Below are 14,409 nucleotides of genomic sequence, written 5' to 3' on the forward strand. Positions count from 1 at the left end.
CCGGCCGGTGGCTGATCGGGGTATCGACAGCCGTCCGGCCGGGCGTCGCCCTCCTTGCGAACCCCTAATCTGGCGAACGTCATGACCCATATGACCCCCTCCGAGATCGTTTCGGAACTCGACAAACACATCATCGGCCAGCACAAGGCCAAGAAGGCTGTTGCGGTGGCGTTGCGCAACCGCTGGCGTCGTCAGCAGGTGGCCGAGCCCCTGCGTCAGGAAATCACGCCGAAGAACATTCTGATGATCGGACCGACGGGCGTCGGCAAGACCGAAATCGCCCGCCGTCTGGCCAAACTCGCCGACGCGCCGTTCATCAAAGTCGAAGCCACCAAGTTCACCGAAGTCGGCTATGTGGGCCGCGACGTGGACAGCATCGTGCGCGACCTCGCGGAAATCGCGATCAAGCAAACGCGCGAAGCGGAAATGAAGAAGGTGCGCACCAAGGCCGAAGATCGCGCCGAGGACCGCATTCTCGATCTGCTGCTGCCGACGGGCCGCGAATCGTCGCGCGACATTCGTTTCGGTTCGGCGTCGGTGGAAGCCGAGCCGGGCGGCGAAGATAACGCCACGCGTCAGACCTTCCGCAAGCGTCTGCGCGAGGGTGCGCTCGACGACAAGGAAATCGAACTCGAAGTCGAGATCCCGGCGCAGGGCATGGAAATCATGGGCCCGCCGGGAATGGAAGAAATGACCGAGCAGATCAAGGGCATGTTCGCGAATCTGGGCAACCAGAAGAAGAAGCGTCAGAAGCTCAAGATCAAGGACGCGCTCAAGATCCTGACCGACGAAGAAGCGTCGAAGATGCTCAACGACGAAGAGGTCAAGCAACTGGCGCTGCGCAACGTCGAGCAGAACGGCATTGTGTTCCTCGACGAAATCGACAAGATCGCCACGCGAAGCGAAGTGGGCGGCGGTGACGTCTCGCGTCAGGGCGTGCAGCGCGATCTGCTGCCGCTGGTCGAAGGCACGACCGTGAGCACGAAGTTCGGCATGATCAAGACGGACCACATTCTGTTCATTGCGAGCGGTGCGTTCCATCTGGCCAAGCCGAGCGATCTGATTCCGGAACTGCAAGGTCGCTTCCCGATTCGCGTCGAACTCGAATCGCTGTCGGTCGAAGACTTCGAAGCGATTCTCACGCAAACGGACGCGAGCCTCGTGAAGCAGTATCAGGCGTTGCTGGCGACCGAAGACGTGAATCTCGAATTCGCACCGGACGGCATCAAGCGTCTCGCGGAGATTGCGTTCTCGGTCAACGAGAAGACGGAGAACATCGGCGCACGCCGTCTCTACACCGTCATCGAAAAGTTGCTCGAAGACATTTCGTACAGCGCAGGCAAGCAGTCCAACGAAGTGGTCACGATCAACACCGAGTACGTGAACCGCTTCCTGGAAGAAGTGGCGCAGAACGAAGATCTGTCGCGCTACGTGCTGTAAGCGTCGTCATCGCTGCACCATGAAAAAAGGCCCCTCGGGGCCTTTTTTCTTTTCTGCGTCCGGCTTACTGCTTGACAGGTCGCTTGAGCAGCTTGCGTTGCAGCGTGCGTCGATGCATGTTCAGCGCGCGGGCCGTGGCCGAGATGTTGCCGTTGTGCTCGGCGAGTACGCGCTGAATGTGTTCCCACTCCAGTCGCGCGACCGACAGCGGCGATGGGTTTTCGATGGCTTCGTCCGCCTGCGTTTCGCTCGCATCGCTGCGCAGCGATGCGAGGATCGTGTCGGCATTGGCTGGCTTGGCCAGATAGTTGTCTGCGCCGTCCTTCACGGCCTGCACGGCGGTGGCGATGCTCGCGTAACCGGTCAGCACCAGCATGCGGGCTTTCGGTTGCAGCGCGCGCAGCGGCGCGATGAGCGGCAGGCCGGAGTCGTGGCCGAGATGCAGGTCGACCGAGATGAGATCGAACTGACGCGTGCGGGCCGCGAGCAAGGCGGCGGCGCTGTCTCCGGCGATCTGCACGTCGTAGCCGCGGCGTGTCAGGGCGCGGGCGAGCGTTTCGGCGAACACGACGTCGTCGTCGATAAGAAGGAAGTGGGAGGCGTTCATGTCTGACTCCGCGAACCGAAGAAGAAAGTGGCCATCGGCAGGCGCAATTCGGCGCGCGTGCCTTGCGGCATGTTAGGGGTGAGGGTGATGTCGCCGCCGAGACGTTGTGCGCTGGCAAAGGCGAGATACAGCCCCATGCCGTGTCCGCCGTGCGTGCTCATGACGGGCGAGTTGCCCAGCCGGGTGCGCAGCTCGGCGCTCATGCCGGGGCCTTCGTCGCAAACGGTGAAGCGTACGTCGTCGGGCGTGGCGGCCACGTCGAGCGTGACCGACGACGGACTGAAGTACGCCGCGTTATCGAGCAGGATCGTCAGGATCTGTCCGACCTGCACGGTATCTTCGATGCGCGTGGTCAATTCCGGCGGCACGTGTAACTGAAATTGCACCTGCGGATGACGCAAGCGCCACTGCGTGGTGAACGCAGGCAACCATTCCGCCATCGCCTGACGCACGGGAGCTGCCGCGCGCATCTGCACATGACCGATCGCGCTCTTGCATAGCGCAATCTGTTGCTCCAGCGTTTGCAGATCGGGCTCGAAGGACTTCAGTGCGTCGTTGCCGAGACTTTCACTGCGAAGCTCGCCGACGACCACGGCCATCGTCGAGAGCGGCGTGCCGAGTTCGTGTGCGACGCTGGCGGCCTGCGCGCCGAGCGCGGCCATCCGTTCGTCGCGCAACAGACGCTGTTCGGCACGGGCGAGTTGCGCGTCGCGAGCGCGCAGGGCACGCGACATGCGCGAGACGAACCACGCGATCACCAGCACGCTGACCACGAAGTTCACCCACATCCCAGCGAGATGAAGACGCAGCAGGTTGCCCGGATCGGCGAGGTCGAGCGGCACATACTGGAAGTTCAGCGCGCCATAGGCGACGAGCGAGAGCAGCGCCAGTTGCGACGCATTGCGCCACGGCAGCACGGCGGCGGCAATGGCCAGGCCGGGCAGGAACAGCGAGACGAAGGGATTTGTCGCGCCGCCGGAGAAGAACAGCAGCGCCGTGAGCGCGGCCAGATCGACCAGCAACTGGCTCATCAGATCGAGATCGGTGCGACGCTTGGCTCGCTCGACACCGCGTCGGGCACGTATCCACGTGAGCACGTTGAACAGGACTTCCAGCGCGACGATGGTGAGCATCGGCTCCAGTGGAAGCCGCACGCCTAACCAGAGTTGCGCGACGCCGATGGTTGCCAACTGGCCGACGATAGCCAGACAGCGCAGCCAGAAAAGCTGGACGACGTTCGTTCGCTCGATAGGAAAATGAGTCATACGACAAGTGTACCAAGTCCGGGTCACGCGCCATCGGGCGTTGCGGGGCGCTGCGACACTCTGCCGCATCGGTCTGAGGCTGGGTATTACACGGGCGGCACACGCATTGACCGACGCACGACTACAATGGTCGTTCACGTTTTGCGCGACATCTCGCCGCGCAATGTCTTCATCCGAAAGACAGACATGGATTGGGATGGACCCGCGTCGGACAGGCTTAATCGACGCTGTCATTCATCCGCCCGTCGACAACAAAAAGGAGTTTGCATGAAGCACAAGCTTTTGGTGGCGGCCGCATTCAGTCTTGGCATGGCGTCGGCCTCGGTCTTCGCGCAGTCGCAGGTGGACGTGTCCGACGCGTGGGCGCGCGGTACGGTCCCGGGTCAGACGTCGTCGGCCGTCTACATGACGCTCCAGGCGCATCAGGCGACCACGTTGCTCAGCGTGAGCACCCCTGCCGCAGCGAACGCGGAAGTGCATGAGATGAAGCTCGAAGGCACGGTGATGAAGATGCGCGCCCTGCCCAAGGGACTGCCGCTGGACGCCAACAAGCCGGTGGCGCTCAAGCCGGGCAGCTATCACATCATGCTCACGGATCTGAAGGGCCCGCTCAAGAAGGGCGACACTGTGCCGGTGACGTTGAAGTTCGAGACGGCCGATCACAAGACGTCCGAGCAACTGGTGAAGGCCACCGTGCGTGATCTGACGGCGGCGGCTCCGGCCGGTGGCGGCATGGCTGGCATGGCGCACGGCGCGCACAGTCAGTAAGCCTCGCGTCTCTAGATAGACGTGTCCGGATCGGCGGCGGTGCCGTCGACCGGCACGCCAGCGGCGACGAGCGCTGCGCGCAGGCAGGCCGGGCAGAGGCAAGCCCCCACGCCTAGCCGGGCCGACGCAGGCAGGCGCGGCCAGTCGAGGCACCAGCATTGCACCTCGTCCGCTGCGCCGTCGCTTCCCATCTTTCCGCTTCCCAACGCGACAGCCCCACACGTCACGACCGTGCCGCACTGAGGGCAGCGCGACGGATCGACCGGCTCAGTCGCTATGTTGACGGTCATGGGCGCCCCCGGTCGGCGTCACCCCAATCCCCTGCATCACCCAGCGATTTCCGTCCTGTGAGAGACGCGTCGCCGCTCATGGCCGCCTGCCAGTTGTACAACTGCAACAGCCCGGCCGCTTTCATCGACCGGCCACACGCGCCCGGGTACGGCGCGCAAACCGGGTGGCTAGCGGGGCAGAGAAGGAACACGGTAAAAATCGGCCACTGACGGGCGTCCATTAATAAGTGAAAGGGGTGATACGCACGAACGGCGCTGTGCCGCTGACGGGGCGAAAATCGCCGCTTTTGCGTTTGCGGACCGACCTGTGGGGAAGGGTAGCCACGGGCTTTTGGCGACGCAAGGGGCAGACCCTTCCGAAACCCGTCAAACCCCCGCACGCCAAGGCTTCTTGGCTGTACAATTCGCCGTGTTTCCTGGTCCACCTGCTCCATTTGTGAGAAGAACCTTCCTGCCATGTCCGATCTGCAACTGAATTCCATCGACGACATCGCACCCGCTCTCAAGGCCGAAATTCTGGCTGAGGCGATGCCGTATATCCGCAAGTATCACGGGAAGACCGTGGTCATCAAATACGGCGGCAACGCCATGACCGAAGAGCGATTGAAGCGCGGTTTCGCGCGCGACGTCATTTTGCTCAAGCTCGTCGGTATCAATCCGGTGGTGGTGCACGGTGGTGGCCCGCAGATCGATCAGGCGCTCAAGAAGATCGGTAAGCAGGGCACGTTCATCCAGGGCATGCGCGTGACCGACGAAGAGACGATGGAAGTCGTCGAGTGGGTGCTTGGCGGCGAAGTCCAGCAGGACATCGTCATGCTGATCAACGAGTACGGCGGTCAGGCGGTGGGTCTCACCGGCAAGGACGGCGGTCTGATCAACGCCCGCAAGATGATGCTGCCGGATCGTGAGAACGCCGGTCAGTTCCTGGACATCGGCTACGTCGGTGAAGTGGACTCGATCAATCCGGCGGTCGTGCGCGCCCTTCAGGACGACGCTTTCATCCCGGTGATCTCGCCGATCGGCGTGGGCGAAGACGGTCAGGCGTACAACATCAACGCCGACCTCGTCGCGGGCAAGCTCGCCACGGTGCTGGGCGCCGAGAAGCTGGTGATGATGACCAACATCCCGGGCGTGATGGACAAGGACGGCAATCTGCTAACCGACCTGTCGGCCCGCGAGATCGACGACCTGTTCGCAGACGGCACGATCTCGGGCGGCATGCTGCCGAAGATCTCGTCGGCGCTCGACGCGGCGAAGAGCGGCGTGAAGTCGGTGCACATCGTCGACGGCCGCATCGAACACTCGGTGCTGCTGGAGATTCTGACGGAGCAGCCGTTCGGCACGATGATCCGCTCGCACTGAGCCGGACGTCATGACGACAGACTGATTCAAGCGGCGGACCCTTCGGGGTCCGCTTTGCATTTGTGCGCCATGCCCCATGCGGTGAGCGTGCAACCTCACTCTCAACCTCACAAGACACCATGTCGACGCCTGCCTTCTTTTCCTGGAGTGGCGGCAAGGATTCCTGCCTTGCCCTGCATCACGCGATGTCGTGCGATACCGGCGGCGAACCGCATTACGACGTGCGGCGTCTGCTAGCGATGTTCGACGAGACGGGCGACAGCTCGCGCTCGCACGGTTTGCCGCGCGAGTTGATGCAGGCGCAGGCCGATGCACTCGGCATCGCGCTCGACATCGGTCTGGCAGGCTGGCGCGAGTACGAAGCGACGTTCGTCGCGCGGTTGCAGGCGATGCGCGCGGAGGGCATCACGCACGGACTGTTCGGCGACATCGATCTTCAGCCGCATCGCGACTGGGAGGAAAAGGTGTGTGCGGCGGCGGGCATGACGGCGGTATTGCCGCTCTGGCAGCGCGAGCGTCTCACGCTCGCGCACGAGTTCATCTCGCTGGGGTATCGCGCGGTGATCGTGTGTGTTGACGGGCGGCACCTCGGGCCGGAATTCGTCGGCCGCGAGTACGACGCGTCACTGCTGGCCGATCTGCCTGAGGGTGTCGACGCCTGCGGCGAGAGCGGCGAGTTCCACACCTTCGCCTACGACGGCCCGCGCTTTGCGCAGCCGGTGCCGTGGCGCATCGAACGCGTCGAGACGATTCATGGCCCCAAGGAGTACGGCGGCACGCCGTACCACCGCGCCCATATCGTCGGCGCTGGCGCTTGAGGACGTCCCCTCAATCCGGCGCAGTCAGCTTCCGTAACTCGTCGAGCAGCTTGGCGGCGGGGCTCGGCAGAATGCCCTGACGACGTCGGAAGGCGGTGAGCGTGCGCGTGGCGCGCACGGTCGCAATCGGCAGCGTGTCCATCACGCGTGCCTGCGCTTCGACGTCGTACATCGGCTCGGGCATCCACGTGAGGAAACCGCATCGCGCGACCATGCTCTTTAGCACCGGCACGGAGCGCGTCTCCACCACGATGTTCGGCAATCCCAGTCCGTGCGCGGCGAACACGCTTTGCATATGGGCGTAGGGCGCGGTGCCGCGTGGCGGAATCGCCCAGCGCTCCTCAAGCGTGTCGGCTAGCGTGATCGTCTTTCGCTCGCGCAGCGGATGGTCGCACCGTGCGACGACATAACTGTCGTCTTCCCAATGGCAGTCGGTGATGGCGACGATGTCGTCGGTATCCGGCGCGACGGTCGACAACGCCAGATCGATCTCATGCCGCATGAGTCCCTGCGCCAGTCGATCCCAGACTCCTTCGATAATTTCCACGCGCAGATTCGGCCAGCGCGTGAGCACCCGGTCGACGGCGAGCGGCAGCACGTGACTCGCGATGGCACCGACCGCGCCGACCTTGATCGTGCCTTTGGCGAGGCCGCGCAATGCGTCGATCTCCTCGCGCGCATGTTCGGCTTCGCGCGCGAGCAGCATCGCGTGCGGCAGCAGCGCTTGCCCGAACGCCGTCAGTTCCATCCCTTTGCTATGACGCTCGAACAACGGTGCGCCCAGATCCGCTTCGAGACGCTTGATCGTCCGGCTGAGCGCGGGCTGCGTGAGATGCAGTATCAAAGCGGCGCGCCCCAGACTGCCGGTCGCAACGATGGTCGTGAAGGCGCGCAGTTGCTGAAGATTGAGGCTCATGGCGGACGACGGAACTCCCGGAGTTGAGACGAAACCGACCGAAGGATGACGCGATAGACGGCTGACGCAAAGTCATGCAAAAGCGTAATGACTTCGGCACGCAAAAGCAATTCCGGTGCATATATCGTCTGCCTATACTCGCAAAATCGCTCGCCCAATCACGTACGTGAGCGCGCCGCGAGCCACCACCAGAACCATGCCGTCACGCCCACACGTCGACGGCAGCACGAGACAACCGAATCCATGAAAGACAGCCGAGAACTTCGCGCCGGTCAGCCCGCTGGCACCTCCGACACACTCACCGTGCGCGAGGTCGTCATCGATCTGATGCGCCGCCACGGCATGACCAAGGTCTTCGCCAATCCGGGGTCGACGGAACTGCCGCTGTTCCGCGATTTCCCGGAAGACTTCGAGTACGTGCTTGGATTGCAGGAAGCGGTTGTCGTCGGCATGGCGGACGGTTACGCACAGGCCACCGGCAACGCGGCGTTCATCAATCTGCATTCGGCCGCCGGTGTCGGCAACGCGATGGGCAACATCTTCACCGCGTACAAGAATCAGACGCCGCTCATCGTGACGGCGGGTCAGCAAGCCCGCTCGATTCTGCCGTTCGATCCGTTCCTCGCGTCCGTGCGGGCGACCGAACTGCCGCAGCCGTATGTCAAATTCAGTCTCGAACCGGCGCGCGCCGAAGACGTGCCGCTCGCGCTCGCCCGCGCCTATCACATCGCCATGCAGGAGCCGAAGGGGCCGGTGTTCGTGTCGATTCCGGTGGACGACTGGGATCGTCCGGCCGAGACGTTGCCGCCGCGTCAGGTGAGCACGCGGGTGCAGGCCGACCCGGTCGCGCTTGCACAACTCGCGGCGGCGCTCGATGCATGCGAGCGTCCGGCGTTCGTCGTCGGCTCGTCGATCGATCGTGCGGGGGCTTTCGACGCCGTGGTCGCGCTTGCCGAGCGTCACAGTGCGCGCGTCTTCACTGCACCGATGTGCGCGCGCTGCGCGTTCCCGGAAGACCACCGTCTGTTCGCGGGTTTCCTGCCGCCGATGCGCGAGAAGATCGTCGGCCTGCTTGGCGGGCACGATCTGATTCTGGTGATCGGGGCACCCGCGTTCACCTATCACGTTGAAGGCGCTGGCCCGCACGTGCCGGAAGGCGCGTCGCTGTTCCAACTGATCGAAGACCCGGGCGTTGCCGCGTGGACGCCGGTCGGCGCGTCGGTTGTGGGCAACGTGCGTCTGGGCGTGGAAGCGCTGCTCGCGCGTGATGTGCCGAACGAGCGTACAGAGCCGCCTGCGCGCGCGGTGCCGCCCGTGGCTACGGCGAATGCCTTGGGTGAGCCGATGACGACGGCCTTCGCGCTGCAAACGCTCGCCGAAGTGCGCGACGCACAGGACATCGTCGTAGAGGAAGCCCCGAGCGCGCGCTCGGTGATGCAGCAATACCTGCCGTTCACGCTGCCGGGCACGTTCTACACGATGAACAGCGGCGGTCTGGGGTACTCGATGCCTGCGGCGGTTGGCGTGGCGATGGCGAATCCGGGACGTCGCATCATCGGCCTGATCGGCGACGGCTCGGCGATGTACTCGATCCAGGCGCTGTGGAGCGCCGCGCAAGCACGCCTGCCGATTACCTTCGTCATCCTGAATAATCGACGCTACGCCGCATTGCAGGACTTCGCGCCGTCGTTCGGCTTCGGTCCGAAAGACTCGGTGCAGGGCACCGACTTGCCCGATCTCGACTTCGTTCGCATGGCCGAAGGCATGGGACTGCGCGCGCAACGCGTGGAGCAAGGCAGCGAGTTGCGCGACGTCTTGTCGCACGCCATCGCCAGCGGCGAGACGCGTCTCGTCGAACTCGTGGTGGCATGATGCACGGCGACAGCGGGCTGTCTTGCGACGGCGTCGCGCGACCCACAACGAATTAAGGAGACGTCAAACCATGTCCATCCAACAAGATCCGCAAGCCCTCACGATGCTGATCGCTGGCAAGCGCGTCGGCGCCACCCATGGCGCAACGTTCGAACGACGCAATCCGCTCGACGGTGGCGTCGCATCGCGAGCCCCCGCTGCCAATGTCGAAGACGCCCGCGCCGCGGTGCGTGCTGCGTGGGACGCATTCCCCGCGTGGTCGAACACAGGCCCCGGCGAGCGTCGCGCGCTGTTGATGAAAGCTGCCGACCAACTCGAAGCGAAGGTCGAACAGTTTCAGGTCGCGATGGCGGCGGAGACGGGGGCGTCCGGTCTGTGGGCCGGTTTCAACGTCCATCTCGCCGCGCAGGGCCTGCGTGAAGCCGCTGCGATGACGACCCAGATCGCGGGCGAGATCATTCCGTCGGACGTACCGGGCAGTCTCGCGATGGGCGTGCGTCAGGCAGCAGGCGTAGTGCTGGGCATCGCACCGTGGAACGCGCCGGTCATTCTCGGCGTGCGCGCACTGGCGCTGCCGCTCGCCTGCGGCAACACCGTCGTGTTCAAGGGTTCCGAATTGTGCCCCGCCACGCACGGTCTGATTGCCGATGCGCTGGATGAAGCCGGATTGCCGCCGGGCGTCGTGAACTTCATCACCAACGCACCGAAAGATGCGGGCGCTATCGTCGAAGCGCTGATCGCAGAACCGGCCGTGCGCCGTGTGAACTTCACCGGCTCCACGCGCGTGGGACGCATCATTGCGGGCCTTTGCGCAGAGCATCTCAAACCGGCCGTGCTGGAACTGGGCGGCAAAGCGCCGTGCCTCGTGCTGGACGACGCCGATCTCGATGACGCGGTGAACGGCGTAGCGTTCGGTGCGTTCGCCAACTCGGGCCAGATCTGCATGTCGACGGAACGCATCGTCGTGGCCGAGTCGATTGCCGACGCTTTCGTAGACAAACTCGCCGCCAAGGCGCGTTCGCTGCCGCTCGGCGATCCGCGTAACGGCCCGGTCGTGCTCGGTTCGGTGATCGACATGGCTACGGTCGAGCGGTGCAACGCATTGATCGAGGACGCCCTTGCCAAGGGCGCGAAGCTGCTGTGCGGCGGCCGCGCCGAAACCACGCTGATGCCCGCGACGCTGCTCGACCACGTCACGTCGGACATGGCGATCTACGCGGAAGAATCGTTCGGTCCGGTCAAAGGCATCGTGCGCGTAAAGGACGACGAAGCGGCCATCGCTTGCGCCAACGACAACGCGTACGGCTTGTCGTCCGCCGTGTTCAGCCGCGACATTGCGCGCGCGATGGGCGTGGCCAAGCGCATCGAGTCGGGCATCTGCCATATCAACGGCCCCACCGTGCACGACGAAGCGCAGATGCCGTTCGGCGGCGTGAAGTCGAGCGGCTGGGGGCGCTTCGGCGGCAAAGCAGGCGTTCACGAATTCACCGATCTGCGCTGGATGACGGTGCAGACCACCCCGCGTCATTACCCGTTCTGACGTTACGTAAGACCACCATACCGCCGCAGCCGGGACACCGGAATAGACGGCCGGAGGAGACAACCGTGTCACAACCGTTTGAAACCGCCCCTGCGGGGGTGAGTGCTGCATCCGCTACATCCGGTCAGCCGCATGCCACAGATGCCCCGGCCGCTGCCGCCCCGAACTTCGGTCGCGTGGTCGCAGCGAGTTGTTTCGGCACCGCTATCGAGTGGTACGATTTTTTCGTCTACGGCTTTCTTGCGCCTATCGTGTTCGACCGGCTGTTCTTCCCGCAGCTCGATTCGATGACGGGCATGATCGCGGTGTTCGCCACCTTCGCCGTCGGCTTCCTCGCGCGGCCTATCGGCGGCATCGTCTTCGGTCACTTCGGCGACCGCATCGGACGCAAGTCGATTCTGTTGTTCACGCTGATTCTGATGGGCGTAGCGACCACGCTTATCGGCCTGCTGCCCACCTATGCGATGGTCGGCATGTGGGCACCCATCATGCTCGTGACGCTGCGCTTCATTCAGGGCTTCGCGCTCGGCGGCGAGTCCGTCGGCGGGCTGTTGATGACGGTGGAAGGCGCACCTGCGCACTTGCGTGGGCTTTTCGGCGGGCTGATTCAGGCGGCAGGGCCGACGTCGATTGTCGGCGCGTCGCTCGCCATCGTGCTCATCACCCGTTTGCCGGAAGAGGACTTGCTGTCATGGGGCTGGCGTCTGCCGTTCCTCGTGAGTCTGCTGCTGGTGGCGCTCGGCACCTACGTGCGTCTGAAGGTCGAGGAGTCACCGACGTTCAAGGCAGCGGAGCAGCATCGCGATATCGCAAAGGTGCCGGTGGCTGAGGTGCTCACGCACTACTGGCGTCCGACGCTCGTCACGTTCTTCATCTGTCTGGCAGAGACGAGCTTCTTCTATCTGGTTGCAATCTTCTCGCTCTCATACGGCACGAAAACGCTAGGCCTGCCGCGCAACGTGATGGCCGATGGTGTGCTGTACGCCAACATCCTCGCCATGCTCACGATTCCCGCGTTCGGCATGCTGTCCGACAAACTCGGACGCCGTCCGATGTTCCTGATGGGACTCGCTGCCACGGCGCTCTTCATCTACCCATTCTTCCTGATGATGGGCAGCAAGGAGACGGCGCTTGTCGTGTGCGCCATCGTGATCGGCGCGGGAATCATCCACCCGATGATGTTCGGCCCGGAAGGCAGCTTCTTCTCGGAGTTGTTCGATACGCGCGTGCGCTTCTCGGGCGTGTCGCTCGGTAAGCAGATCGGGACAGTGCTCGGTGGCGGTCTCGCGCCGATGATCGCGGCAAGTCTGTTGGCATGGAGTCACGGTCAGATCTGGCCCGTGATCGTCTACTTCCTCGTGCTCGCGGCGATGGCCCTGATCTCGACGGTGCTCGTGCGCGAGACGCGGCATCGGGTGATGTAACGCACTTAGCCATCGATGAAAACGAACAGCCCCGCTCGGACGACGATGCGGGGCTGTTCGCTTTTTACGGGAAGCTTTCGATCAGAGATCGAGGACCAGCACAGGCGATTTGCTGCGCGAGCAGCACGGCAGGATCTGATCGTTGGCGGCGCGTTCGTCGTCCGTGAGATAGACGTCGCGATGGTCCGGCGTGCCGTCGACGACGCGCGTGAGACACGTACCGCACACGCCTTGCTCGCAGGACATCTGCACTTCGACACCCTGTGCCGCGAGCGCGGCGACGATGGTCTCGCCGACCTTCACGTCGATCACGCGGCCGCTCGAATGCAGCTTGACCTGAAACGGCTTGTCGCCTTCGCCGTCGGTATTGGCCGACACCGGTGCGGCGAAGTACTCGCGATGCACGTTGCCTTCCGGCCATTGCGCTGCTTCGGCACGGGTGAGCACGGCGTCGATGAAACCCGCCGGGCCGCACACATACAGATGCTTGCCGCCGGACGGCTGCGCGAGAATCGCATCGAGATCCGCACGCGCGCCTTCACTGTCGAAGTAGAACTGCGTCTTATCTGCGATGCCAGCGCTAGCGAAGCGATCGCGAAACGCCGTCCGTGCAGGTTCGCGCGTGCAGTAATGCACTTCGAACGACGCACCACTCGCCGCCAGCGCTTCGGCCATGCAGAGGATCGGCGTCACGCCGATGCCGCCCGCGAGCAGAATGCTGTGCTTCGCGCCATCCTTGAGCGGGAAGTGGTTGCGCGGTGCGCTGATCTCGATCTCGGTGCCGACCGCAAGCGCATGCATGCCCACGGAGCCGCCCCGCGATTGCGGATCGCGCAGCACGCCCACGCAGTAGCGATGGGTCTCGCCGGGCGCGTTGCACAGCGAGTACTGGCGGATGAGGCCGTCGGCCACGTGCACGTCGATGTGCGCCCCGGCGGTGAAGGCGGGCAGCGCGCTGCCGTCGACACTTACCAGTTCGAATTCGCAGATGTCGGTCGCGACATCGCGCTTGTTCGCCAGCCGGACTTTCATGCTGCGTTCTCCACACCGCCGGTCGCCGCACCTGCGCGCTCGGCGTCGATCAGACGGTCGAGTACCTTGCGCGACTGCACGCCACCCGCGTCGATATTCAGCTTGAGAATCTTCTTCTCGGGATACGCCGAAAGATTGCGCTGCTGCGCTTCGAGCACTTCCTGGTCTTCGGCAAAGATGCCGCCCTGTCCGCGCTTGATGGCGGCCGTCAGCTCGGCGTCTTCCGGCTTGAAGTTGCGCGCCATGCCCCAGAAGTACCAGATCGATTCGTCGGTCTCCGGCGTGATGAAGTCGACGACGATGCTGCCCGCCTTCTTGTCGGCAGGCGCGTCGTAGCCGCCATGACCCGCATGCGCAACACCGACCTCGATCATCACGTGACTCGGCGGCGTGAAACGGCAGACCTGCCAGCGGTCGCACGGCACCTGATCGTCCAGACCGTTGGCACGCAGTGCGCTCGCCCAGAACGGCGGGGCCTTGATGCTTTCCATGTGGCGTGCCGTGATGACCATGTCGCCTTCGACGGTCGTCTTCGGCGGCGCTTCTTCAATCTCTTCCTGACCGATGCTCGTCGCGTGCACGTAGGTCTCGTGCGTCAGATCCATCAGGTTGTCGATCATCAGACGATAGTCGCACTTGATGTGATACAAGCCGCCGCCGTAGGCCCACTTCTCGCTCACGGCCCATTCCAGATGCGGGATCTCATCGGGGTTCGCCAGGGCTTCGTCGCCCGGCCAGACCCACACGAAGCCGTAGCGCTCGACGCAAGGGAACGAGCGCGTCTTCGGGAAGCCACCGACGCGCTGGCCGACCATTTTCGTGCACTTGCCGCCGCCGTCCACCGTCAGGCCGTGATATCCGCACACGAGGTGGCCGTCCTTGACGAAGCCCAGCGACAGCGCGGCGCCGCGATGCGGGCAGAAGTCTTCGAGCGCGGCGACTTTACCGTTGCCGTCGCGGAAGAACACCATCGCTTCGTTGCAGACCTTGCGGCCCAGCGGCTTCTCGGCGAACTCGTCGGCCGTGCATGCGACGTACCAGGTGTTTTTGAGGAACATGATCGTTTGTCTCCTTG

The 14,409-nt window shown here is 64.0% G+C and carries 13 protein-coding genes; 7 read left to right on the forward strand and 6 right to left on the reverse strand.

Going from position 1 to position 14,409, the window contains the following annotated elements:
• Nucleotides 1-81: 81 nt before the first annotated feature.
• Nucleotides 82-1,440 (forward strand): ATP-dependent protease ATPase subunit HslU, encoded by a 1,359-nt coding sequence (gene hslU / locus PCO31010_RS08845; RefSeq protein ID WP_150663918.1) that lies wholly within the window; start codon nucleotides 82-84, stop codon nucleotides 1,438-1,440.
• 64 nt (nucleotides 1,441-1,504) lie between these two features.
• Here hslU and PCO31010_RS08850 read toward each other — a convergent pair whose 3' ends face one another.
• Together PCO31010_RS08850 and PCO31010_RS08855 are read right to left on the reverse strand one after the other, a co-directional pair.
• Entirely contained in the window at nucleotides 1,505-2,047 is a 543-nt protein-coding gene (locus tag PCO31010_RS08850; protein WP_039407290.1) for a response regulator transcription factor, read from the reverse strand.
• Nucleotides 2,044-3,312, reverse strand: coding sequence for an ATP-binding protein (locus tag PCO31010_RS08855; RefSeq protein ID WP_150663919.1), 1,269 nt, complete (start codon nucleotides 3,310-3,312; stop codon nucleotides 2,044-2,046). Before PCO31010_RS08855 ends, PCO31010_RS08850 begins: the two co-directional genes overlap by 4 nt.
• A 267-nt stretch (nucleotides 3,313-3,579) precedes the next feature.
• Here PCO31010_RS08855 and PCO31010_RS08860 point away from each other — a divergent pair, with 267 nt between their 5' ends.
• Nucleotides 3,580-4,080: a copper chaperone PCu(A)C gene (locus PCO31010_RS08860; protein WP_150663920.1), complete on the forward strand. Its 501-nt coding sequence runs from the start codon at nucleotides 3,580-3,582 to the stop codon at nucleotides 4,078-4,080.
• Between the two features lie 11 nt (nucleotides 4,081-4,091).
• Here PCO31010_RS08860 and PCO31010_RS08865 read toward each other — a convergent pair whose 3' ends face one another.
• Nucleotides 4,092-4,370, reverse strand: a complete 279-nt coding sequence (locus PCO31010_RS08865; protein WP_150663921.1) for a hypothetical protein — start codon at nucleotides 4,368-4,370, stop codon at nucleotides 4,092-4,094.
• Between the two features lie 456 nt (nucleotides 4,371-4,826).
• Here PCO31010_RS08865 and argB point away from each other — a divergent pair, with 456 nt between their 5' ends.
• Complete coding sequence (gene argB / locus PCO31010_RS08870; protein WP_150663922.1) at nucleotides 4,827-5,732, forward strand: acetylglutamate kinase; 906 nt, start codon at nucleotides 4,827-4,829, stop codon at nucleotides 5,730-5,732.
• Nucleotides 5,733-5,851: 119 nt separating this feature from the next.
• Nucleotides 5,852-6,550 (forward strand): Dph6-related ATP pyrophosphatase, encoded by a 699-nt coding sequence (locus tag PCO31010_RS08875; RefSeq protein WP_150663923.1) that lies wholly within the window; start codon nucleotides 5,852-5,854, stop codon nucleotides 6,548-6,550.
• A 10-nt stretch (nucleotides 6,551-6,560) separates the two neighbouring features.
• Here the strand turns inward: PCO31010_RS08875 and PCO31010_RS08880 are convergent, their stop codons facing one another.
• Entirely contained in the window at nucleotides 6,561-7,466 is a 906-nt protein-coding gene (locus PCO31010_RS08880; RefSeq protein ID WP_150663924.1) for a LysR family transcriptional regulator, read from the reverse strand.
• A 243-nt stretch (nucleotides 7,467-7,709) separates the two neighbouring features.
• Between PCO31010_RS08880 and mdlC the strand changes: the two genes are divergently transcribed.
• The 3 genes from mdlC (at nucleotide 7,710) to PCO31010_RS08895 (ending at nucleotide 12,302) form a co-directional block, all read left to right on the forward strand.
• The gene (gene mdlC, locus PCO31010_RS08885) at nucleotides 7,710-9,338 is read left to right on the forward strand and encodes a benzoylformate decarboxylase (protein WP_150663925.1); all 1,629 of its coding nucleotides are present in this window, start codon (nucleotides 7,710-7,712) and stop codon (nucleotides 9,336-9,338) included.
• Nucleotides 9,339-9,408: 70 nt separating this feature from the next.
• Complete coding sequence (locus tag PCO31010_RS08890; RefSeq protein WP_150663926.1) at nucleotides 9,409-10,878, forward strand: aldehyde dehydrogenase; 1,470 nt, start codon at nucleotides 9,409-9,411, stop codon at nucleotides 10,876-10,878.
• 65 nt (nucleotides 10,879-10,943) lie between these two features.
• Complete coding sequence (locus PCO31010_RS08895) at nucleotides 10,944-12,302, forward strand: MFS transporter (protein WP_150663927.1); 1,359 nt, start codon at nucleotides 10,944-10,946, stop codon at nucleotides 12,300-12,302.
• Nucleotides 12,303-12,383: 81 nt separating this feature from the next.
• Here the strand turns inward: PCO31010_RS08895 and PCO31010_RS08900 are convergent, their stop codons facing one another.
• Nucleotides 12,384-13,334, reverse strand: a complete 951-nt coding sequence (locus PCO31010_RS08900; protein ID WP_150663928.1) for a PDR/VanB family oxidoreductase — start codon at nucleotides 13,332-13,334, stop codon at nucleotides 12,384-12,386.
• The gene (locus PCO31010_RS08905; RefSeq protein ID WP_150663929.1) at nucleotides 13,331-14,392 is read right to left on the reverse strand and encodes an aromatic ring-hydroxylating dioxygenase subunit alpha; all 1,062 of its coding nucleotides are present in this window, start codon (nucleotides 14,390-14,392) and stop codon (nucleotides 13,331-13,333) included. The genes PCO31010_RS08900 and PCO31010_RS08905 overlap by 4 nt, the downstream gene beginning before the upstream one ends.
• Between the last annotated feature and the right edge of the window lie 17 nt (nucleotides 14,393-14,409).

Source organism: Pandoraea commovens, assembly GCF_902459615.1.
In the GTDB taxonomy this organism is placed as follows: domain Bacteria; phylum Pseudomonadota; class Gammaproteobacteria; order Burkholderiales; family Burkholderiaceae; genus Pandoraea; species Pandoraea commovens.